This is a genomic window from Streptomyces sp. Ncost-T10-10d (genome assembly GCF_900091955.1).
Classification (GTDB): domain Bacteria; phylum Actinomycetota; class Actinomycetes; order Streptomycetales; family Streptomycetaceae; genus Streptomyces.
Window position 1 is genome coordinate 1 of record NZ_FMDF01000175.1, and the last position, 18,043, is coordinate 18,043.

General features: G+C 71.1%; 13 protein-coding genes and 1 pseudogene. 2 read left to right on the forward strand and 12 right to left on the reverse strand.

Features of this window, described 5'->3' with window-relative positions:
- Positions 1 to 321 precede the first annotated feature (321 nt).
- Positions 322 to 1,329: a stage II sporulation protein M gene (locus GA0115254_RS31565; RefSeq protein ID WP_093898692.1), complete on the reverse strand. Its 1,008-nt coding sequence runs from the start codon at positions 1,327 to 1,329 to the stop codon at positions 322 to 324.
- A 120-nt stretch (positions 1,330 to 1,449) separates the two neighbouring features.
- On the opposite strand from GA0115254_RS31565, the gene GA0115254_RS31570 reads away from it, so the two are divergent.
- Positions 1,450 to 2,358, forward strand: coding sequence for an RDD family protein (locus GA0115254_RS31570; protein ID WP_093898693.1), 909 nt, complete (start codon positions 1,450 to 1,452; stop codon positions 2,356 to 2,358).
- Here the strand turns inward: GA0115254_RS31570 and GA0115254_RS31575 are convergent.
- The 9 genes and pseudogenes from GA0115254_RS31575 to GA0115254_RS31615 all read right to left on the reverse strand — a co-directional run bounded on the left by GA0115254_RS31575 (position 2,355) and on the right by GA0115254_RS31615 (position 11,772).
- Complete coding sequence (locus GA0115254_RS31575) at positions 2,355 to 2,966, reverse strand: hypothetical protein (protein WP_093898694.1); 612 nt, start codon at positions 2,964 to 2,966, stop codon at positions 2,355 to 2,357. The genes GA0115254_RS31570 and GA0115254_RS31575 overlap by 4 nt on opposite strands.
- A gap of 164 nt (positions 2,967 to 3,130) precedes the next feature.
- Positions 3,131 to 4,588 (reverse strand): adenosylhomocysteinase, encoded by a 1,458-nt coding sequence (gene ahcY / locus GA0115254_RS31580; RefSeq protein ID WP_093898695.1) that lies wholly within the window; start codon positions 4,586 to 4,588, stop codon positions 3,131 to 3,133.
- 298 nt (positions 4,589 to 4,886) lie between these two features.
- Entirely contained in the window at positions 4,887 to 5,909 is a 1,023-nt protein-coding gene (locus GA0115254_RS31585; RefSeq protein WP_093898696.1) for a cation diffusion facilitator family transporter, read from the reverse strand.
- Between the two features lie 88 nt (positions 5,910 to 5,997).
- Positions 5,998 to 7,179 carry a mannose-6-phosphate isomerase, class I gene (manA, locus tag GA0115254_RS31590; protein ID WP_093898697.1) on the reverse strand — a complete coding sequence of 394 codons (1,182 nt, stop codon included), beginning with the start codon at positions 7,177 to 7,179 and terminating at the stop codon, positions 5,998 to 6,000.
- A 63-nt stretch (positions 7,180 to 7,242) separates the two neighbouring features.
- Positions 7,243 to 8,379: an SIS domain-containing protein gene (locus GA0115254_RS31595; protein WP_093898698.1), complete on the reverse strand. Its 1,137-nt coding sequence runs from the start codon at positions 8,377 to 8,379 to the stop codon at positions 7,243 to 7,245.
- A gap of 79 nt (positions 8,380 to 8,458) precedes the next feature.
- Positions 8,459 to 8,641: a Trm112 family protein gene (locus GA0115254_RS31600; RefSeq protein WP_093898699.1), complete on the reverse strand. Its 183-nt coding sequence runs from the start codon at positions 8,639 to 8,641 to the stop codon at positions 8,459 to 8,461.
- 232 nt (positions 8,642 to 8,873) lie between these two features.
- Complete coding sequence (locus GA0115254_RS31605; protein ID WP_093898700.1) at positions 8,874 to 10,247, reverse strand: phosphomannomutase/phosphoglucomutase; 1,374 nt, start codon at positions 10,245 to 10,247, stop codon at positions 8,874 to 8,876.
- Between the two features lie 176 nt (positions 10,248 to 10,423).
- A pseudogene (locus tag GA0115254_RS31610) lies at positions 10,424 to 11,393 on the reverse strand (L-lactate permease); the annotation flags it as partial.
- Between the two features lies 1 nt (position 11,394).
- Complete coding sequence (locus GA0115254_RS31615) at positions 11,395 to 11,772, reverse strand: DUF3499 domain-containing protein (RefSeq protein WP_218105595.1); 378 nt, start codon at positions 11,770 to 11,772, stop codon at positions 11,395 to 11,397.
- 322 nt (positions 11,773 to 12,094) lie between these two features.
- Between GA0115254_RS31615 and GA0115254_RS31620 the strand changes: the two genes are divergently transcribed.
- Positions 12,095 to 12,526 carry a metallopeptidase family protein gene (locus GA0115254_RS31620; RefSeq protein ID WP_093898701.1) on the forward strand — a complete coding sequence of 144 codons (432 nt, stop codon included), beginning with the start codon at positions 12,095 to 12,097 and terminating at the stop codon, positions 12,524 to 12,526.
- 63 nt (positions 12,527 to 12,589) lie between these two features.
- On the opposite strand, the gene GA0115254_RS31625 is transcribed toward GA0115254_RS31620, so the two are convergent.
- Together GA0115254_RS31625 and GA0115254_RS31630 are read right to left on the reverse strand one after the other, a co-directional pair.
- Positions 12,590 to 14,116 carry a DUF5719 family protein gene (locus GA0115254_RS31625; RefSeq protein ID WP_093898702.1) on the reverse strand — a complete coding sequence of 509 codons (1,527 nt, stop codon included), beginning with the start codon at positions 14,114 to 14,116 and terminating at the stop codon, positions 12,590 to 12,592.
- The gene (locus GA0115254_RS31630; RefSeq protein WP_093898703.1) at positions 14,113 to 17,937 is read right to left on the reverse strand and encodes a glycosyltransferase; all 3,825 of its coding nucleotides are present in this window, start codon (positions 17,935 to 17,937) and stop codon (positions 14,113 to 14,115) included. The genes GA0115254_RS31625 and GA0115254_RS31630 overlap by 4 nt, the downstream gene beginning before the upstream one ends.
- Positions 17,938 to 18,043 lie beyond the last annotated feature (106 nt).

The window sequence follows — 18,043 nt, forward strand, 5'->3', positions numbered from 1 at the left end:
TTCCAACCTTACCAGACTCTTTTTCGTTCCGTTTCCGGTCCGAATTTGAATTCCGGTGGCCTTTGGAGTGGCCTTGCCTTTCGGCTGACTCGACTTTACCAGAAACATTCAGCCGAGTTAATCGACTGCGCGATTCAGAAATAAGAGAATCAATGGCTCTGCGGAAATTCAATTTCCGGTGAGAGCGAGGAAGACACTAACTGTTGGGATCGGACCTGTCCAGTCCGACGCAACCGTTAAAATCTACCTCCCCTCGCCGACCATGTCAACGGTCTTGCGGGGCGAAGAGGAGACTAGCAGGTCAGCGGGGGCGTACGCACATCAGGCAGCGACCGGGAGCTCGGAACTGCGCTCCGTGGGATCGACGTCGCCCCGGTCGCCTGCTCGCGCTGCTCGGCCGCCCAGGATGTAGACGTACGCGAGGAAGGCCAGCTCGGCTGCGATCCCGATGGTGATGCGCCCCCAGGTCGGGAGATCGGAGGGGGTGACGAAGCCTTCGATGACGCCTGAGACGAACAGGACCAGTGCGAGGCCGATGGCCATGCCGATGGCGGCCCGGCCCTGTTGGGCGAGGGCTGAGCGGCGGGTGCGCGGGCCCGGGTCGATGACCGTCCAGCCCAGGCGCAGGCCCGTACCCGCTGCGACAAAGACGGCAGTGAGTTCGAGCAGACCGTGCGGGAGAACCAACCCCAGGAAGGTGTCGAGCCGTCCGGCTGAGGACATCAGGCCGAGGCCGACGCCAAGGTTGAGCACGTTGAGGAAGAGGATCCAGATCACCGGGATGCCGAGGAACGCTCCCAGGACCAGGCACATGGCTGCGGCCTGAGCGTTGTTCGTCCATACCTGGGCGGCGAACGATGCGGCCGGGTGGCTGGAGTAATAGGTCTCGTACTCCCCGCCCGGGCTGGTCAGGCGGCGGAGGTCGTCCGGAGCCGCGATGGCCGACTGGACTTCCGGATGCGTGCCGATCCACCAGCCGATGACTGCGGCCAGCAGCGTGGAGAGAACGGCCGTGGGTACCCACCAATGCCTGGACCGGTAGACGGCGGCGGGGAAGCCGGCGGTCAGGAAGCGTGTGGCGTCTCGCCAGGAGGCTCGGCGGGTGCCTGTGACCGTGGCTCGGGCACGGGCCACGAGCTGGGTGAGGCGCGCGGTGAGCATCGGGTCCGGGGCGCTGGACTGGAGGAGGGAGAGATGGGTGGCCGTGCGCTGGTAGAGCTCGACAAGTTCGTCGGCTTCCGCGCCGGTGAGCCGACGCCCGCGGTGCAGGAGATGGTCCAGGCGGTCCCACTCGGTGCGGTGGGTGGTCACGAAGACATCGAGGTCCATGGTCGGCTGCTGCTCCAGGCATGGGTGCGTACGGGTTCGTACTACGGCGGCGCGCTGCGGGTCAGCTTGGCAGACTGAGGTCCCGAGGGGCAGGGAAGATCGGCGAAGGATGGGGCGGCGATGAGTGAGCTCGTGACCGGGGACGCGGTCGTGCTGGGGCTGCGTCCGGCGAAATTGCCCAGTCGAGCGCTGGCGCTGGCCATCGATCTTGCCGTGGTGGGGGCGGCGTTCGTTCTGGTGTCGATCGGGTTGGCCATTGCGACGGCGACGCTGGATGACGCGGCACTTGCGGCCGTATCGGTCGCGTCCTTTCTGCTGGTGCTGGTGGGCGGGCCGATCGCGGTGGAGACACTCAGCCATGGCCGTTCGCTGGGGAAGCTGGCGTGCGGACTGCGGGTGGTCCGGGACGACGGGGGGCCGATCCGTTTCCGGCATGCGCTGGTGCGCGGGGCCATGGGGATCGTCGAGATTCTGATGACGCTCGGGGTTGTCGCCTGTATCGCCTCGCTGGTGTCGGCGCGGGGGCGGCGGCTCGGTGATGTGTTCGCGGGGACGCTTGTCGTACGGGAACGAGTGTCGGCGGGACGAGTCGCCGCTGTGCCCCCTCCACCGCCGTGGCTCGTCGGGCGGTTCTCGGGGCTGGATCTGTCGGCGGTGCCGGACGGTCTGTGGCTGGCGATACGCCAGTACCTGACGCGGATGCATCAGCTCGACGTGCAGGTGGGCCGGTCGATGGCGGAGCGGCTGGCTGTGGAGCTGGCGACGAGGACCGGGGTTCCGGTGCCCGAGGGGGTACCCGCCGGGGCGTATCTGGCAGCGGTGGTGAACGAGCGGCAGGCGCGGGATGCGCGGCGGGTGTTCGTCGCTGCGCAGACGGGGAGCGGGGTACTGGCGGGTGGGGCTGTTGCTTCCGCGCCGGTGGGATCCGGGCCGTCCGTGGGAGGTGTGGGGGCGGGTGTTCCCGTGGTCCCGGCAGTGGAGGAGGGCGGGGCAGCCCCCGCTGCGACGGGATTCGCGCCGCCTGCCTAGCGAGGCGAGGGCGGGGACTCCAGGTCTTCGAGCTCGATTCCCGGGGCCGACAGGACCACGTCGCCGGCGATGTGAATGGTGTGCTGCTCGCCGGTGTCCAGGGCGCTGACCTGGTATTCGTCCACCGTCAGAGGGCCGTTGTCAGTGGCGTGCGCTTCACTGTTGACCAAGGCCCAGGACTGGTCGACGGTGCGGGGAGCAAGGACGGGGTCCGTGAAGGCGACCAGGCGGACGCGGGTCGCGGGGGAATCGGGGGTGAGACGCAACAGGCGTGAGGTCGCAATGAGGAATGCGGGGGATGTGCCGGTGAAGGCGTGGGCGCGCGCATTGCCTTCGGTGGCATGAGTACCGGTCGGGTCGGTACGGACCCAGGTGACGCCTTCGAGGGCGGCGCCGCGGACCTGCCAGCTCGCGGCGTGAAGTTCGAGCCGGATGGGGCGGCCCAGTTCGTCGAGGGTGAGGTCGACGGAACCGAGGTGGTCGCCGGAAGGGGCGGTGGTCTGGGAGACGTAACGCCAGCCGGAGGGGCCGGGGGCGCACTGGAAGTGTTCTTCGCCGAGGAGGGTGTGATCGTGAAGATCATGGAGCGAATATCGGCCGCGGGGCATGGGGTCCTTCGAGGTTCCTCGGGCTGAGCGGGTGCGGTACGGGGCAGGCCCCCGACACGGGGGTGCGGGGGCCTGCGCTCGTAGCTGCTGCTGAGGCTGTTCCGTCCGTCAGCGGCCGGTCGTCACTGACCGGTGGTGACGTGCACGGTCGCCGGCGGGCGGGATCAGTAGCGGTAGTGGTCGGGCTTGTACGGGCCTTCGACCTCGACGCCGATGTAGGCGGCCTGCTCGGGGCGGAGCGTCGTGAGCTTCACGCCGAGCGCGTCGAGGTGGAGGCGGGCAACCTTCTCGTCGAGGTGCTTGGGCAGCACGTAGACGTCGGTCGGGTACTCCTCGGGCTTGGTGAACAGCTCGATCTGGGCCAGGGTCTGGTCCGCGAACGAGTTGGACATGACGAACGAGGGGTGGCCGGTGGCGTTGCCCAGGTTCAGCAGGCGGCCCTCGGACAGCACGATGAGGACCTTGCCGTCGGGGAACGTCCAGGTGTGGACCTGCGGCTTGACTTCGTCCTTGACGATGCCGTCGATCTTCGCCAGGCCGGCCATGTCGATCTCGTTGTCGAAGTGGCCGATGTTCCCGACGATGGCCTGGTGCTTCATCTTGGCCATGTCGGCAGCCATGATGATGTCCTTGTTGCCCGTCGTGGTGACGAAGATGTCGGCCTGGGACACGACGTCGTCGAGCGTGGCGACCTGGTAGCCGTCCATCGCCGCCTGCAGGGCGCAGATGGGGTCGATCTCGGTGATGATGACGCGGGCGCCCTGGCCGCGCAGGGACTCCGCGCAGCCCTTGCCCACGTCGCCGTAGCCGCAGACGACGGCGGTCTTGCCGCCGATGAGCACGTCGGTGGCACGGTTGATGCCGTCGATCAGGGAGTGGCGGCAGCCGTACTTGTTGTCGAACTTGGACTTGGTGACGGCGTCATTGACGTTGATCGCCGGGAAGAGGAGGGTGCCGTCGCGGTGCATCTCGTACAGCCGGTGCACACCGGTCGTGGTCTCTTCGGTGACGCCGCGGATCTCGGACGCCAGCTGGGTCCACTTCTGCGGGGACTCGCCGAGGGTGCGGTTCAGCAGGGTGAGGATGTGGCCGTACTCCTCGCTGTCCGCGGTCGACGGGTCCGGGGCCGCGCCGGCCTTCTCGAACTCGACTCCCTTGTGGACGAGGAGGGTGGCGTCACCACCGTCGTCGAGGATCATGTTCGGGCCGCCGGTGGGGGCGTTCGGCCAGGTCAGCGCCTGCTCCGTGCACCACCAGTACTCTTCGAGCGTCTCGCCCTTCCAGGCGAAGACCGGGACGCCCGCAGGGGCGTCCGGGGTGCCCTTCGGGCCGACGGCGATGGCCGCGGCGGCGTGGTCCTGGGTGGAGAAGATGTTGCAGGAGGCCCAGCGGACCTCTGCGCCGAGGGCCACCAGGGTCTCGATCAGCACGGCCGTCTGCACGGTCATGTGCAGCGAACCGGTGATGCGGGCGCCCGCCAGCGGCTGCGCGGCGGCGTACTCCTTGCGGATCGACATCAGGCCGGGCATCTCGTGCTCGGCGAGGGTGATCTCCTTGCGGCCGAACGCCGCGAGGGAGAGGTCTGCGACCTTGAAGTCCTGTCGATTGGCGACCGTCGTCATAACGGGCTGCTCCTCGTGATGGGTGTCGAGGTGGGCACGGCTGGCTCTGCGGCGCGGCGGGCACACGAATGCCCGGGCGCTCGCAGCGCAGTCCGTCGGAGGCCCTCTCTCCCTCGGCCGGTCCCCGTATGAGGACCGATCGACCGCCATCAGCAGCGACGTCTGACACTGCGATCGAATCTACACCGACCGGCCCAGTCGCTCCCAGCCCGCCCTGGACAGCGAGTGGCTGGGAGAGCAATGCCGGGAGCGGGCGGGAGGGGCTGCCGGCGGCGGCTGGGAGATGTACGTGAGTGGGTCAGTGGCCGGAATCCGTCGACGTGTCCGGGGTTCCGTCGGGGGTCGTGCGGGGAGCGTTGCCGGGCGCTCCACCTGGGGCCTTGCCGGGGTTGGTGCCTGCTGCGGCAGCGGCCTCGCTGTAGATGTCCGGTTCCAGATAGATGACCCGGGCGATCGGGACGGCTGCGCGGATGCGGGTCTCGGCAGCGTTGATGGCGTTGGCCACTTCGGTGGCCGTGTCATCGTGCTGCACCGCGATCTTGGCGGCGACCAGCAGCTCTTCCGGGCCGAGGTGGAGCGTACGCATGTGGATGACGGCCGTGACCGTGTCGCCGTCGACGACTGCGGCCTTGATCTTCTCGACCTGGTCGGCGCCGGCGGCCTCGCCGAGCAGCAGGGACTTCGTCTCGGCGGCGAGCACGACAGCGATGACGATCAGCAGGACACCGATGCAGAGAGTGCCGATTCCGTCCCAGACGCCGTTGCCGGTCCCGAGGGCCAGGCCGACACCTGCGAGGGCGAGGACCAGACCGATCAGCGCACCGAAGTCTTCCAGGAGGACGACGGGAAGCTCGGGGGCCTTCGCACGACGGATGAACTCCTTCCACGAGAGCGATCCGCGGGTCTCGTTGGACTCCTTGATGGCCGTGCGGAAGGAGAAACCCTCGGCGATGATCGCGAAGATCAGCACACCGACCGGCCAGTACCACGCCTCGATCTCGTGCGGGTGCTTGATCTTCTCGTAGCCCTCGTACACCGCGAACATGCCACCGACCGAGAACAGCACGATGGAGACGAGGAAGGCGTAGATGTAGCGCTCGCGGCCGTAGCCGAAGGGGTGCTGGGGGGTGGCCTCGCGCTGGGCCTTCTTGCCGCCGAGCAGCAGCAGTCCCTGGTTGCCCGAGTCCGCGAGCGAGTGGACGCTCTCCGCGAGCATCGACGACGAGCCACTGAACAGGAACGCCACGAATTTGGCCACTGCGATCGCGAGGTTGGCGCCGAGTGCCGCCACGATCGCCTTGGTTCCGCCTGACGCACTCATGGGTGCCTGGTGTCCCTTCTTCGGTGCTGCGGCCCTGGCGCCGCGGTACGGCCGGACATTGTTGCAGCCAACTGGTGCGGACGGTGCCTCAGGCCACCACAGTGGCACGGAACAGAGTTCCCGTACCGGACACTTCGACCTTCTCGCCGGAGGGTACGAAGACCGAGGCCCCGGGGGTGAGACCGACCGTGCCCGCCTTCGGGGCGCCCGCGGTGCAGAGCAGGATCTGCGGGGTGCCCCTGGTCAGCTCGACGGGGTCGGCGCCGGGCGACAGGTCGAATCGCGAGAGCCGGAATTCGTCCACGGGCGTCTCATACAGCTCCTCGCCGGACGGGGACGCCTCGGGGCGCAGGACGCCGGGGTCGGTCGCCTCGAAGCGGACGATGCGCAGGAGTTCTGGCACGTCGATGTGCTTGGGCGTGAGTCCGCAGCGCAGCACATTGTCCGAGTTGGCCATGATCTCCACGCCGAGGCCGTCGAGGTAGGCGTGCGGCACACCCGCACCGAGGAACAGGGCTTCGCCGGGCTGGAGTTCCACGTAGTTCAGCAGCATCGCCGCGATGACACCGGGGTCGCCGGGGAAGTGATGGGCGATCCGGGCGTACGGGGCGTGGGCGCCGCCGAGGCGTTCGGCAGCAGCGGCCGCCAGATTCACCGTTTCGGCCATCTCCGCCGGGTCGGCGCTGAGGATCGCGGTGAGGACCTCGCGCAGGGCTGCCTCTTCGGGGTGGGCGCCGAGGAGGTCGACGTATGGCTTGAGGGAGTCGACGCCGAGTGCCGCCATCGCCTCGGCGGCCTCGGTGGGCCTGCGGAAGCCGCACAGGCCGGCGAAGGGAGTGAGCGCGCAGATCAGCTCGGGCTTGTGGTTGGCGTCCTTGTACGTGCGGTGGGGTGCGTCGATCGGTACGGACCGGCGCTCCTCGTCCTCGTACCCCTGCTCTGCCTGTGCGAGATCGGGGTGGACCTGGAGAGAGAGTGGGGCGCCTGCGGCGAGCAGTTTGAGGAGAAAGGGCAGACGGGGGCCGAACTTTTCGACGGTGGCCCGGCCCAGTTCGCGCTCCGGGTCGGCGGCGATGACGTCGGTGAGCGGCTGCTCGGGGCCGGCCTCTCCGGCGCCGGTTGCACGGGTGAGGCGGGAGGGGGCTCCGGGGTGGGCGCCCATCCACATCTCGGCCTGGGGTTCGCCGGTGGGAGCGATGCCGAGCAGCTCGGGGATGGCGGTGGTGGAGCCCCAGGCGTAAGGGCGCACGGTGTTGGAGAGCCGGTCCATGAGTTCGTCCTTGTGAGATGCGTGGATCGGGGGGGTGTGCGTGGCGCGGGTCGGCGCGGGCGGTCAGGCGCGGGCTGCCGAGGCAAGAGCCAGGTAGACGGCGGCGAAGTCGGTGACGGCGAGGAGCTCGGCGAGGGCTTCGAGTTCGGTGCCCTCGTCCGGTTCGAGCTCGCTGATCGCCGTGTCGTGGCCGAGGGCCAGTTCGCGGGCGGCGGGCCCGGCGCTCAGGCCGCCGGTGGGACGGTCGCGGAGCAGTACGACGCGGGCGTGCAGGGGCTCCGGCTCGTCGACCCGGTCGCGGAAGAAGTCGTCGGGGTCGGCCCCGGCGGCGAATGTGCCCGCCAGCAGTGCGCCGTGAGCGGGAAGCGCCTCGGGGAGTTCGGCGGCGAGGGCCGGGCGGCCGGACAGCTCGGCCAGGACGGCGGCGAACCTGCGGCCGACCGGGGCCGCGGCTTCGCCCTCCGTCCAGATGAGGGGCAGGCTGTCGGCGAGTTCGGCGGCGAGGGTCTTGGCCGGGTTGCTGTACGTGGCGATGGCAGGACCGCAGCGTTCCGCGGTGCGGTCGAGGCGGTCGGCGACGCCCTGCAGCGCCTCGGCGGGCGCGGTGACCAGGCCGACCCGGTCGAGCAGCGCGAGCAGCGGGGTGAACAGGGCCCAGAGCGTGCCGGGGCCCGCGGCCGATGTCTCGGCGTCGTACTCACCGTGCGGGGCGGAGGCCATCGGTACGACGAGTCCGTGCGCCCCGTCGATCGCCTCGCGCAGCGGTGATTGTCGGGGGGCGACCGCCACGACGCTGCAGCCGCGGCGGTACGCCTGCTCGGCGAGAAGGGAGAGGCCCGGCTCGGAACCGTCGGCCGTGACGATGAGCAGCAGGTCCACGGAGCCGGCCCAGCCGGGCAGCGTCCAGCGCATCGCGCCCGCGGCGGGGGCGACCCCGGTGGGGTGGATGCGGGTGACGGGCGCGGAGGCGCCTGCCAGGGCCGTGATCAGGTCGGCGACGCCGGACGCGGCGGTGCCGGAGCCCGCGACGAGTACGGCGCGGGGACGGCCCTCCGGGTTCAGTGCGGCGATCCCGGCCTCCGCCGCGTGCCGGGCGGCGGTACGGACCCGGGCCCCGGCCTCGGCGGCGCCGCGGAGCAGGCCGCGGCGGTCGGCTCGGGCCAGGGCTTCCGGGGCGTCGAGCAGCGACTCGTCGAGCATGGGGACGGTCCTCCGATCACGTGCTGATCACCGTGCGGGGCGCGGGGCGCGGACGCCGTTACGCGGGGCGCGGACGCCGTTACGCGGGGCGGCGGGCCTCGTCGACGAGGAGGACCGGAATGCCGTCCCGTACCGGGTAGGCCAGGCGGCAATCCATGCCGGTGCAGACCAGCTCGGGGCTGTCGGCTGCCGACCGGTCGTCGAGCGGAGAGTGACAGGCCGGGCAGGCGAGGATCTCCAGAAGGCCGGCTTCGAGCGGCATGGGGTGAGTCCCTTCAAGCATTCGAACAAGCGGTTCGGGCGACGTCAGCCTACCGCCGGGGTGCGGGGGGCGCGGCCCGGCCCGGGCCGGGGGCGGGCGCCTGCCGCGGGCCTGTTCCCCTACCCGCCTCATCGGACCGGCCCGGGCCGCCCCCGCTTCTCGAAGCTCCGGAGGAGCTGACATTGCCGGGTGGGCCGGAATCGCCGGAGTGGGCGGGACCGCCGGACTCGCCCTACGAAGCCCGTGCCCGGACCAGTGTCAGCACCTCGTCCCGTACCGCCGTCATCGTCTGCTCGTCCCGGGCCTCGACGTTCAGGCGCAGCAGGGGTTCCGTGTTGGAGGCTCGGAGGTTGAACCACCAGTCCGGCCCCGTGACCGTCAGGCCGTCCAGGTCGTCGGTCGTGACACCGTCGCGGGGTGCGAAGGATTCACGTACCGCTGCCGTGCGGCCCGGCTGGTCGGCGACGGTGGAGTTGATCTCGCCGGATCCGGTGTAGCGGTCGTACCGGGCGACCAGTTCCGACAGTGTGCCGTCCTGGCCGCCCAGCGCGGCCAGGACGTGGAGTGCGGCGAGCATGCCCGTATCGGCGTTCCAGAAGTCACGGAAGTAGTAGTGCGCGGAGTGTTCGCCGCCGAAGATCGCGCTGTGCTCGGCCATCTCCGCCTTGATGAAGGAGTGGCCCACGCGGGTACGGACCGGGGTCCCGCCGTTCTCTCGGACGACCTCGGGGACCGAGAGGGACGTGATCAGGTTGTGGATGACGGTGCCCTTGCCGCCGTTACGGGCGAGTTCGCGGGCCGCGACCAGGGCGGTGATCGCGGACGGGGAGACGCCCGCGCCCCGCTCGTCGACGACGAAGCAGCGGTCGGCGTCGCCGTCGAAGGCGAGGCCCAGATCGGCGCCCTCGGCCACGACGCGGGCCTGGAGGTCGACGAGGTTCTTCGGGTCGAGGGGGTTGGCCTCGTGGTTGGGGAACGTGCCGTCGAGCTCGAAGTACATCGGCACGAGGTCGACGGGGAGCTCCGCGAAGACGGTGGGGACGGTGTGGCCGCCCATGCCGTTGCCCGCGTCGACGACGACCTTCAGCGGGCGGATCGATGCGAGGTCGACCAGGGACAGCAGGTGCGCGGTGTAGTCGGGGAGCGTCTCGCGCTCGGTGACGGTGCCGGGGACGGCGGCCGGTTGCGGTGTGCCGGTCTCGGACCACTTCTCGACCAGGGCGCGGATCTCGGAGAGCCCGGTGTCCTGGCCGACGGGTGCGGCGCCCGCCCGGCAGAGCTTGATGCCGTTGTAATGCGCCGGGTTGTGCGAGGCGGTGAACATCGCGCCGGGGAGACCGAGGCTGCCGGAGGCGAAGTACAGCTGGTCGGTCGAGCAGAGGCCGATCAGTGTGACGTCCGCGCCACGCGCCGTGGCGCCGCGCGCGAAGGCTCCCGAGAGGCCGGGCGACGAGGGCCGCATGTCGTGGCCGATCACGATCGCGTCCGCACCCGTCACCTCGACGAACGCCGCCCCGAACTGCTCGGCCAGCGATTCGTCCCACTGGTCGGGCACCACTCCGCGCACGTCGTACGCCTTGACGATCTGCGACAGATCAGCAGCCACGGGCCGGTCCTCCTGAGATTTCTGCGGACCGCCCAAACTACCCGGCGGCCGTTCGGGCGGGCCGTGGGGGCTTGCGGCTGTGCGGCTGTGCGGTTGCCCGTCTGTGCGTACGGTGACCGGGGGCGGCCGGTTGCCGCTTTGTCCTCATTGCCGGGCGGGGTCGAGTGCCGTGCCGCTCAAGGAAGCATCCGGCCCAGCGCCGTCGTGCTCTGTGCCGGCACGATCAGGCACATCACGAACAGCAGTCCCAGGCTCCACGGCAGCACCTTGCGCAGCAGGTCCCCCTCGCGTCCGGCCAGGCCGACCGCCGCGCACGCGATCGTCAGGTTCTGCGGAGAGATCATCTTGCCGAGCACCCCGCCGGAGCTGTTCGCCGCGGCCAGCAGCTCCGGTGAGAGAGCTGATTCGCCTGCCGCCGAGACCTGGAGTGCGCCGAAGAGGGCGTTCGCGGAGGTGTCGGAGCCGGGAGACCGCGACGCCGAACCGGCCGAGCACCGGCGAGAGGAAGGCCGGTCCGGCACCTGCCGCGGCTACGAACTGGCCGATCGTGGCGGCCTGCCCGGAGAGGTTCATGACGTACGCGAGTGCCAGTACGGAGGTCACGGTGAGGATCGCGTACCGCAGTTCATACACCGTGCCCGCCCACTCGCGCGCCGCGGCCCGGGGCCGTACGCGGAGGACGACGGTGGTGACCAGGCCGGCCAGCAGGACGAGGGTGCCGCCGGTGGCGATGACCGGGAGCGTGAAGAGGTTGGCGCCGACCGGCTTGCCCGCCGGGTTCGCGACATCGAGCAGGGGCCGGTTCGAAACCCGGGTCGCCTCGGTCAGCAGCTCCTTGGCCGGAGGGATCCGGGCGACGGAGAAGACGGCGACGATGAGCGCGTACGGGGCGTAGGCACGCAGCACTTCGCGGTGCGGGTCCTCGCGATCGAGGTCCTCGCTCCGCACGCTTGTCAGGACCGCCGTACACACCGGCTCCTCGGCCGGCCTGCGCGCCCCGGGAACGGCCATCAGCGCTGCCGCGCCCACGAGCACGGCGGCGATGTCCGCGAGTTGGGCGGAGACGTAATCGGACGCGGTGAACTGGGCCGCGGCGAAGGCGAATCCGCAGACGAGTGCGGGCAGCCAGGTCTCGCGCAGCCCGCGCTCAGGACTCCGGCGAGCGCAGCACCCGCAGATGGCCGCGCCGGGCGACCTCCATCGGGTCCGCGGCCTGCGGGCCGCCACCCCTGCCGTCGGCTCCGCGGTCGTGCGGGCGCGCCGCTTCCCGTACGGCATTGGCAAGTGCTTCGAGGTCGTCACCGCTGGGGCGGGTGGGAGCGGAGGGGTCGGAGAGCCTGACGACCTCCCAGCCACGTGGCGCGGTCAGCCGCTCACTGTGCTCGGCACAGAGGTCGTAGCAGTGGGGCTCGGCATAAGTGGCGAGCGGGCCGAGGACCGCAGTCGAGTCGGCATAGACGTACGTCAGTGTCGCGACGGCAGGGCGGCCGCACGCGGTGCGCGAACAGCGACGTACAGGGCTCACGATGTTGGACGGTACCGCACTCTTGAGCGGGCTGCGACGACTCTCCCTCAGGTCACCCCACCGTGTCGCCCTGTGACCTCCGGCACAACCGCCTTCCGGACAGTCCTCCTGACCTGCGGAGGAACCCGGAGGAGCAGACCGTATCGGCAACGATTCCGGTCACCACTCGACACAAAAGCTGTCATTCAGCAGGAGATCAACGGTCAGGAGCTGGGCCTGAAACGGGCTCCCGTTTGGCCGGATTGTTCAGGATTGGACATGCCGACGCCCCGTCAGGGAGCAGCGATCCACCTGCGCGGCAGAGAGTTACCCTGCGTCAGTGATGGACAGTCCCGTACCCCCTCCCGACCAGTCCGAGCCGCGCCCGCGCCGTCGTGACCGCCATGGCCGCGGCATGCGCGGGCCCGTCGCCCCGCCCCAGGTGCCGCTCTCGGCCAGCAGGGCGGAGAACTTCCGTGATCTCGTGCAGGATTCGGTGGAACGGCTGGAGCGGCGCTGGCCACAGCTGGCCGATGTCGACTTCATGGTGCTCGATGTGCCGGGGACTCAGGAGGAGACCGTACCGCTGGGGCGTGCGGTCTCGGCGGAGAAGGACCGGCCCGCGCAGATCATCATCTACCGGCGGCCCGTCGAGATCCGCACCAAGAGCCGCGACGAGCGCGCCCTGCTGGTGCACGAGGTCGTGGTGGAGCAGGTCGCGGACCTGCTCGGTCTTTCGCCGGAGTCGGTCGATCCGCGGTACGGGCAGGAGTAGGAGCGGCGGTACGAGCGGGCCCGGCGCCCGGTCCCACCCGTACGACCCGTACCGCCCGCCCGCTCAGTCGTCCAGGACCGACAGGTCCTGCTCGACCGCGGGCACCTCGACCGTTCCGCCGTCGTCCGGCAGGGTCTGCACGGTGAACATCTGGATGCCGGCCTGCGGCAGGGCGAGCGTGCGTGCGGCGTGGACCGGGCCGCCCGACTGTGTCTCCACCGTCAGCGCGTAGCCGCCCTTGAGCCCGGACGGTACGGGCGGCGTGACCGCGAGCGTCGTACCGCCCTTGACCGTGTACGTCTTGACGGCCGGTTCGCCGCCTCCGCTGCCCGCGGAGGCGGTGACCTTCACGGTGGCGGTGGCGCCCGGCGCGGTGAGCGAGAGGGTGGAGCCCTTGGCCCGGTTGTCGGCCACGGTCGCCTGTGCGCCCACCGGGCCGGTCGCCGGGATGTAGGCGACCTCCTGCCCGTCGCCCTTGCCGCGGACCACACGCAGCGCGGCCACCACCGGGGCGCCCTTTCCGCCGTGGGCCGGGGTGAGCAGCAGGGAGCCGGCTTCGCCCCTGGTGATGTCCTTCAGGTCGACGCCCGCGGTCATCCTCGACTTGACGTGGAGGTCCTCGTGTCCGGCCGGCGAGATCGCGCCGGTCTTGCCGAGCAGTTTCACCGTCAGATCGGCGTCGTCGTCGCCGGGTGCGAACGCCACCAGGCGCACCGAGGTGGCGTCCGCCGGGATGCCGGGAAGCACCAGGGTGCCCGTCGGGTCGGCCGAGGCTGCCAGCCAGTCGCTGCCGACCCCTTCGTCCGCGGCTCTGACGACCGCGCCGACGCGTCCGGTACGGGTGGTGACGTGGACGGTCACGTCCTCGGCCACCTTGCTGGTCAGCGTGGAGATCAGGACCGGGACACTGGACCGGGCGGGCACCGTGATGCCCTCGCCCACATCGGACTTGAGGGTGCCGTCCGGACCGTACAGCTCGATGTCGGCGACGGCCGCGGTGTCGTCCGGGTTGGTGAGGTGGACGTAGTCCTCGCGGGACTTCGCGGTGCTCGCGGCCGGGAACCAGAAGTCCGTGTCGGGTCCGGTGCAGCTGACTCCGAGCAGGCCGCGGGCACCGCCCGCCTCGACCGTGGTGGTCTGCTGGGTGGTCCAGCCAGGTGCCAGGCGGCCGGTGGCGGTGCCGACCAGCGCGGGGGCGTCGGCGCCGGACTCGTCGGCGGTGGCCGGCTTGCCGGGCTCCTTGAGGGAGACGACCGGCTTTCCGGGATCCGCCTTCGCCTTGTCCTTCTTGTCCTTGTTCCCGTCCTTGTTCGTGGCGTCGTCGGCCGTCGTGGACGTGGACTGCTTCAGTTCGGCCGTACCGGCCTCGCCGCCGCTGCCGCCCGCCGGGGTGAACGACGTGTATGTCGTCTCCGCGAGGTCCGAGAGACCGGGCGCCGGGCAGAGCAGGGTGGACCGTTCCACCGGCAGCCGGGTGGCGGCCTTCGCCTCCGTCGTGCCCCCGTCTTCGGGCACGGTGAGCGCGGCGAAGCCGGTGACGGCGGCGAGGGCGACGGTGCCCGCGATGAGGGACAGGCTGGTGGACTTCACTCGGACTCGCCTCGCGATGCGTTACCGGTCGGCCACGGGTTCTGGCCCGGGGCGGGGTTCTCGTCGGGGTTCTGCGGGTCGTACTGGCCCTGTTGGCCGTAGTGGGCCTGGGGGTCGTACGGAGCCTGCGGGTCGTACTGAGGGGGTTGAGGGGCGTACTGCGCCTGCGGGTCGTACTGCTGTTGCTGCTGCGCGTAGCCGTACGGGTCGTAGGCGTTCTGCTGGTACGGGTCGGCGGTCGCCTGGTGCTCCTGTTGCGTACCGTACTGGCCGTCCTGGTACTGGCCGTCCTGGTACTGGCCGTCCTGGTACTGGCCGTCCTGGTACTGGCCGTCCTGGTACTGCTGGTAGTCGGCGCCCTGGTACTGCTGCGCGTCCCATTCTCCGTACTGCTGCTGCGGCACCGCCGCGTACTGATCGCTGTCGGCCTGCGGGGTGAACACGCCCTGGTCGTCGGTCTGCTGCGGATGCGGTTCGGCCGTCTGCTGTGCGGGGATGTACTCCCCCGCCGCCTCCTCGGCGCTCCCGTCCGGCTCCGGCTCGGCCTCCGCCTCCGCCTTGGCGGCCGCGCGCAGCCTGCGTGCCCGGCGCCCCTCCCCCGAGACCGGCTCCGCGGGGACCGCCATGTCCTCCTCGGGCAGGTCGTCGTCGATCTCCCGGCGACGGCCGGGCAGGGCGAGGACCACCAGGACCACGGCCAGCGCGACCTGGGCCCAGATCCAGGCGGTGTGGGTGAGCGGGGTGTTGTACGTAAGGTCCAGGGTGCCGCCCTCGGCGGGGAGCTCGAAGCCCTGAGCCCAGCCGTCGACGGTCTTCCGGGTCAGGGCACGCCCGTTGAGCGTGGCCTCCCAGCCCGGGTCGGCGGCATCGGCGATCCGCAGCACCCGGCCGGAGCCGCCTGCCGGAATCTTCGTGTGCGCCTCGACGGGGAGGGAGCCCACGGGCAGCGGTTCGCCGTCGGCGCCGGACGGGATGATCATGACGCGGGCGACCTGCCGGTCGACCCGCCACAGCGCACTGCCGTCCAGCTGACTCAGCCGACTGAGGCCCGGGGTCGCGTCGAGGACCCGGCTCATCTCCTTCGGAGCGCCGTCCCGTACCAGTACATAACGGATCGCGAATCCGCTGAGCTGGCTGCCCTGGTCGGCGCCGGAGCCCGCGACCAGATTGGCGACGACCTTGTCGAGGCGGCTGTTGCTGCCGCTCGCCTCGGCCAGTTCCGCGTCACCGAGCCGCGCGCCGGAGCCGCGTACCAGGGTGTACGAGACGGCGGCGGGCGATGTGCCGCCGAGGACCAGGGTGCGCGGCTGGTCGCGGGTGGTGCTCTCCTCCGCGACGAACGCGGGCACCTGCACCGGGTCGCGGCGCTCCAGCGGGCCCGCGGCGCCGCCGATCATCCAGCCGGCGGCGGCCAGCACCGGGGCGAGGCCCGCGGCAAGAGCGATCAGTGCGGCGACGGGCTGGCGCCAGCCGAAGCTGAGCTCGGCCACGCGTACCCGGGCGCCGTCCGCGCCGACCAGCGCGGCGGCGATCAGCGCGATGCCGTAGACGAGGGTGGCGGGACCCGCCCAGCCCGAACCGTTGGCGAGAGCGGCGAAGACCAGTGCCACGAGCGCGACCGCCCACGCGGTACGTACCGCGAACTGCCGCTCCCCGCGCAGCAGCGCCGCCAGCGCGGCGAACACGATGCCGAGCAGCAGCACACCGCCTGCGGCCTTGGGGCCGCCGGGGCTGATGCCGAGCAGGTCGAGCGCGGAAGCCGTGCCCGTACCGATCTCCGGGCCCGCCTCCTTGAGGAAGCCGGACGGGCTGGTGAGGAGCGACAGCGACCAGGGCGCGAGAACCAGCAGCGGGGTGCCGATCGCTGCGAGGAAGCGGAGCCCGTACGCGGCGATGTCGTCGCGGCGCAGTGCGAGCACCCCGACGCCGAGAACCACGGCGAGCGGCCAGACGATGGGCGTGAAGGCCATCGCGAAGGTGAGGAGCAGGGTGTACGTCCAGGTGGCGCGCCAGCTGCCGCGGGCGTCGCCGGCGGCGCGCATGCCGTGCGCGGAGACGGCGGCGCGGGCGATCAGTGGGAGCAGGACGGCCAGTACGGCGGTGCCCAGACGGCCCGTCGCCAGTGCGCCGGTCGCGGCGGGCAGGAAGGCGTACGCGATGCTCGCCCAGGCCCGCAGCAGCCTTGATTCGAGCAGCGGCCGGGAGACGAAGTACGCGGTGAGCCCGGCGAGCGGGACCGAGCAGACCAGCAGCAGCGTGAGCGCGAGGCCGGTCGAGCCGAGGAACAGCACGGACAGGGCCGAGATGATGGCGAGGTAGGGCGGTGCGGTCTGCGTGCCGCCGGTACCGACCGGGTGCCAGCCGTCCGCGTACCTGCCCCACAGGTCGGAGACGTCGGCGGGCGCGGGCAGCAGTGCACCGCCCGCCAGCGCTCCGCCACCGAGCAGGCTGCGGCAGGCGACGAGCGAGACGAACAGCAGAAGGGCGAAGAGCACCGGGCCCGGCTTGCGCCCGATCCGCTTCAGCCGCGCGAACTGCTCGATCTCCAGGAAGTCGGCGTCGTCGCCACCGGGACCGGACTCCACGGCGCCGTGCCGTGAGCCGCCGGAGTCGGCATCGGAACCGCCGCCGAAGTTTCCTGCGACCTGCTCGACGGTGGCACGGACGGTGGCGCCGGGCGGCGGGAAGAGGCCGCGCAGTTCGGCCTGGTCGACGGCGCCCTTGCCGCGGCTGCGCCGGGCCGAGAGGATCCGCCCGGGCCGCAGCAGGGTGCCGAAGAGCCCGGCGACCTCGTCGAGGGCCTGGCCGGGCACCTTGCCGACGAGATAGGCGAGGGTACGCAGCAGGGTGCCGAGGACGAGCCGGAGCATCACCCAGGGCAGGGCCTTGGCGCGTGCGTTGACCAGCATCGTGTAGACGGCGCCGGCCTTGTCGACACGGTGCGGGGAGGCGACCGAACGTCCCGCGCAGTCGATGGGGCGGCGCTCGCGGGCGGATGCCTCGGCGTGCCTGAGGATGGCATCGGGGGCGACGAGCACCCGGTGTCCGGCTGTGTGCGCGCGCCAGCACAGGTCGACGTCGTCACGCATCAGCGGGAGCCTGCGGTCGAACCCGCCGAGTTCCTCCCAGATGTCACGGCGGATCAGCATGCCCGCGGTGGAGACGGAGAGCACGGTACGGACCTGGTCGTGCTGGCCCTGGTCCTGCTCGCGCCGGTCGAGTCCGGTCCAGCGGCGACCGCTGTTGGCGATGGAGACGCCGACTTCGAGCAGTTGCTTGCGGTCGTACCAGCCGCGGAGCTTGGGGCCGACGATCGCCGCGTGCGGGTCGCTGTCGACAACACGCAGCATCTCGGCGAGCGCGTCGGGTTCGGGTGCGCAGTCGTCGTGGAGCAGCCAGAGCCACTGCACCGGTTCGCCGTGCGGCAGTTCGGGCAGGTCGTACGCGTCGTCGCGCCAGGACCTGCTGACGGGGTCCCAGCTGCTGGGGCGCTTCAGGTACGGGAGGTCCTCGGGGGTGAGGACGCCGGCCGTGCGGGTCGCCTCGTCGACGGCGGTGCCGAAGCTCGTACGGCGCGCGAGGTGCAGGACGCGTTCGGCGCCGAGGGCTTCGGTGACCAGCCGCGCGGAGTCGTCGGCGCTGCCGGTGTCGGCGGCGACGATGTTCTGTACGGGGCGTTCCTGCCCGAGCAGCCCGGCGAGCGCGTCGGGCAGCCAGCGCGCGCCGTCGTGGGAGACGAGCACGGCGGTGACGACATGCCGGGGGAAGTCTGGGGCGGCGGCAGCCGCGTACGGCGCCGTCGATTGGCTGTGCACGGACATCGAGGTACGGGCCCTCCGGCCGGGTCCGGGGGGCGTCCCCCCGGGGGCTGCATCGGTGTACACGCGCGCTCCGTCGGGGCGTTGGCGCGTCTCGGACGGGGCCCCA

Bases quoted from the DNA above. Each gene is read 5' to 3' on its own strand.
- GA0115254_RS31565 (WP_093898692.1), bottom strand. From the start codon at position 1,329: ATGGACCTCGATGTCTTCGTGACCACCCACCGCACCGAGTGGGACCGC.
- GA0115254_RS31570 (WP_093898693.1), top strand. From the start codon at position 1,450: ATGAGTGAGCTCGTGACCGGGGACGCGGTCGTGCTGGGGCTGCGTCCG.
- GA0115254_RS31575 (WP_093898694.1), bottom strand. From the start codon at position 2,966: ATGCCCCGCGGCCGATATTCGCTCCATGATCTTCACGATCACACCCTC.
- ahcY (WP_093898695.1), bottom strand. From the start codon at position 4,588: ATGACGACGGTCGCCAATCGACAGGACTTCAAGGTCGCAGACCTCTCC.
- GA0115254_RS31585 (WP_093898696.1), bottom strand. From the start codon at position 5,909: ATGAGTGCGTCAGGCGGAACCAAGGCGATCGTGGCGGCACTCGGCGCC.
- manA (WP_093898697.1), bottom strand. From the start codon at position 7,179: ATGGACCGGCTCTCCAACACCGTGCGCCCTTACGCCTGGGGCTCCACC.
- GA0115254_RS31595 (WP_093898698.1), bottom strand. From the start codon at position 8,379: ATGCTCGACGAGTCGCTGCTCGACGCCCCGGAAGCCCTGGCCCGAGCC.
- GA0115254_RS31600 (WP_093898699.1), bottom strand. From the start codon at position 8,641: ATGCCGCTCGAAGCCGGCCTTCTGGAGATCCTCGCCTGCCCGGCCTGT.
- GA0115254_RS31620 (WP_093898701.1), top strand. From the start codon at position 12,095: ATGGACAGTCCCGTACCCCCTCCCGACCAGTCCGAGCCGCGCCCGCGC.
- GA0115254_RS31630 (WP_093898703.1), bottom strand. From the start codon at position 17,937: ATGTCCGTGCACAGCCAATCGACGGCGCCGTACGCGGCTGCCGCCGCC.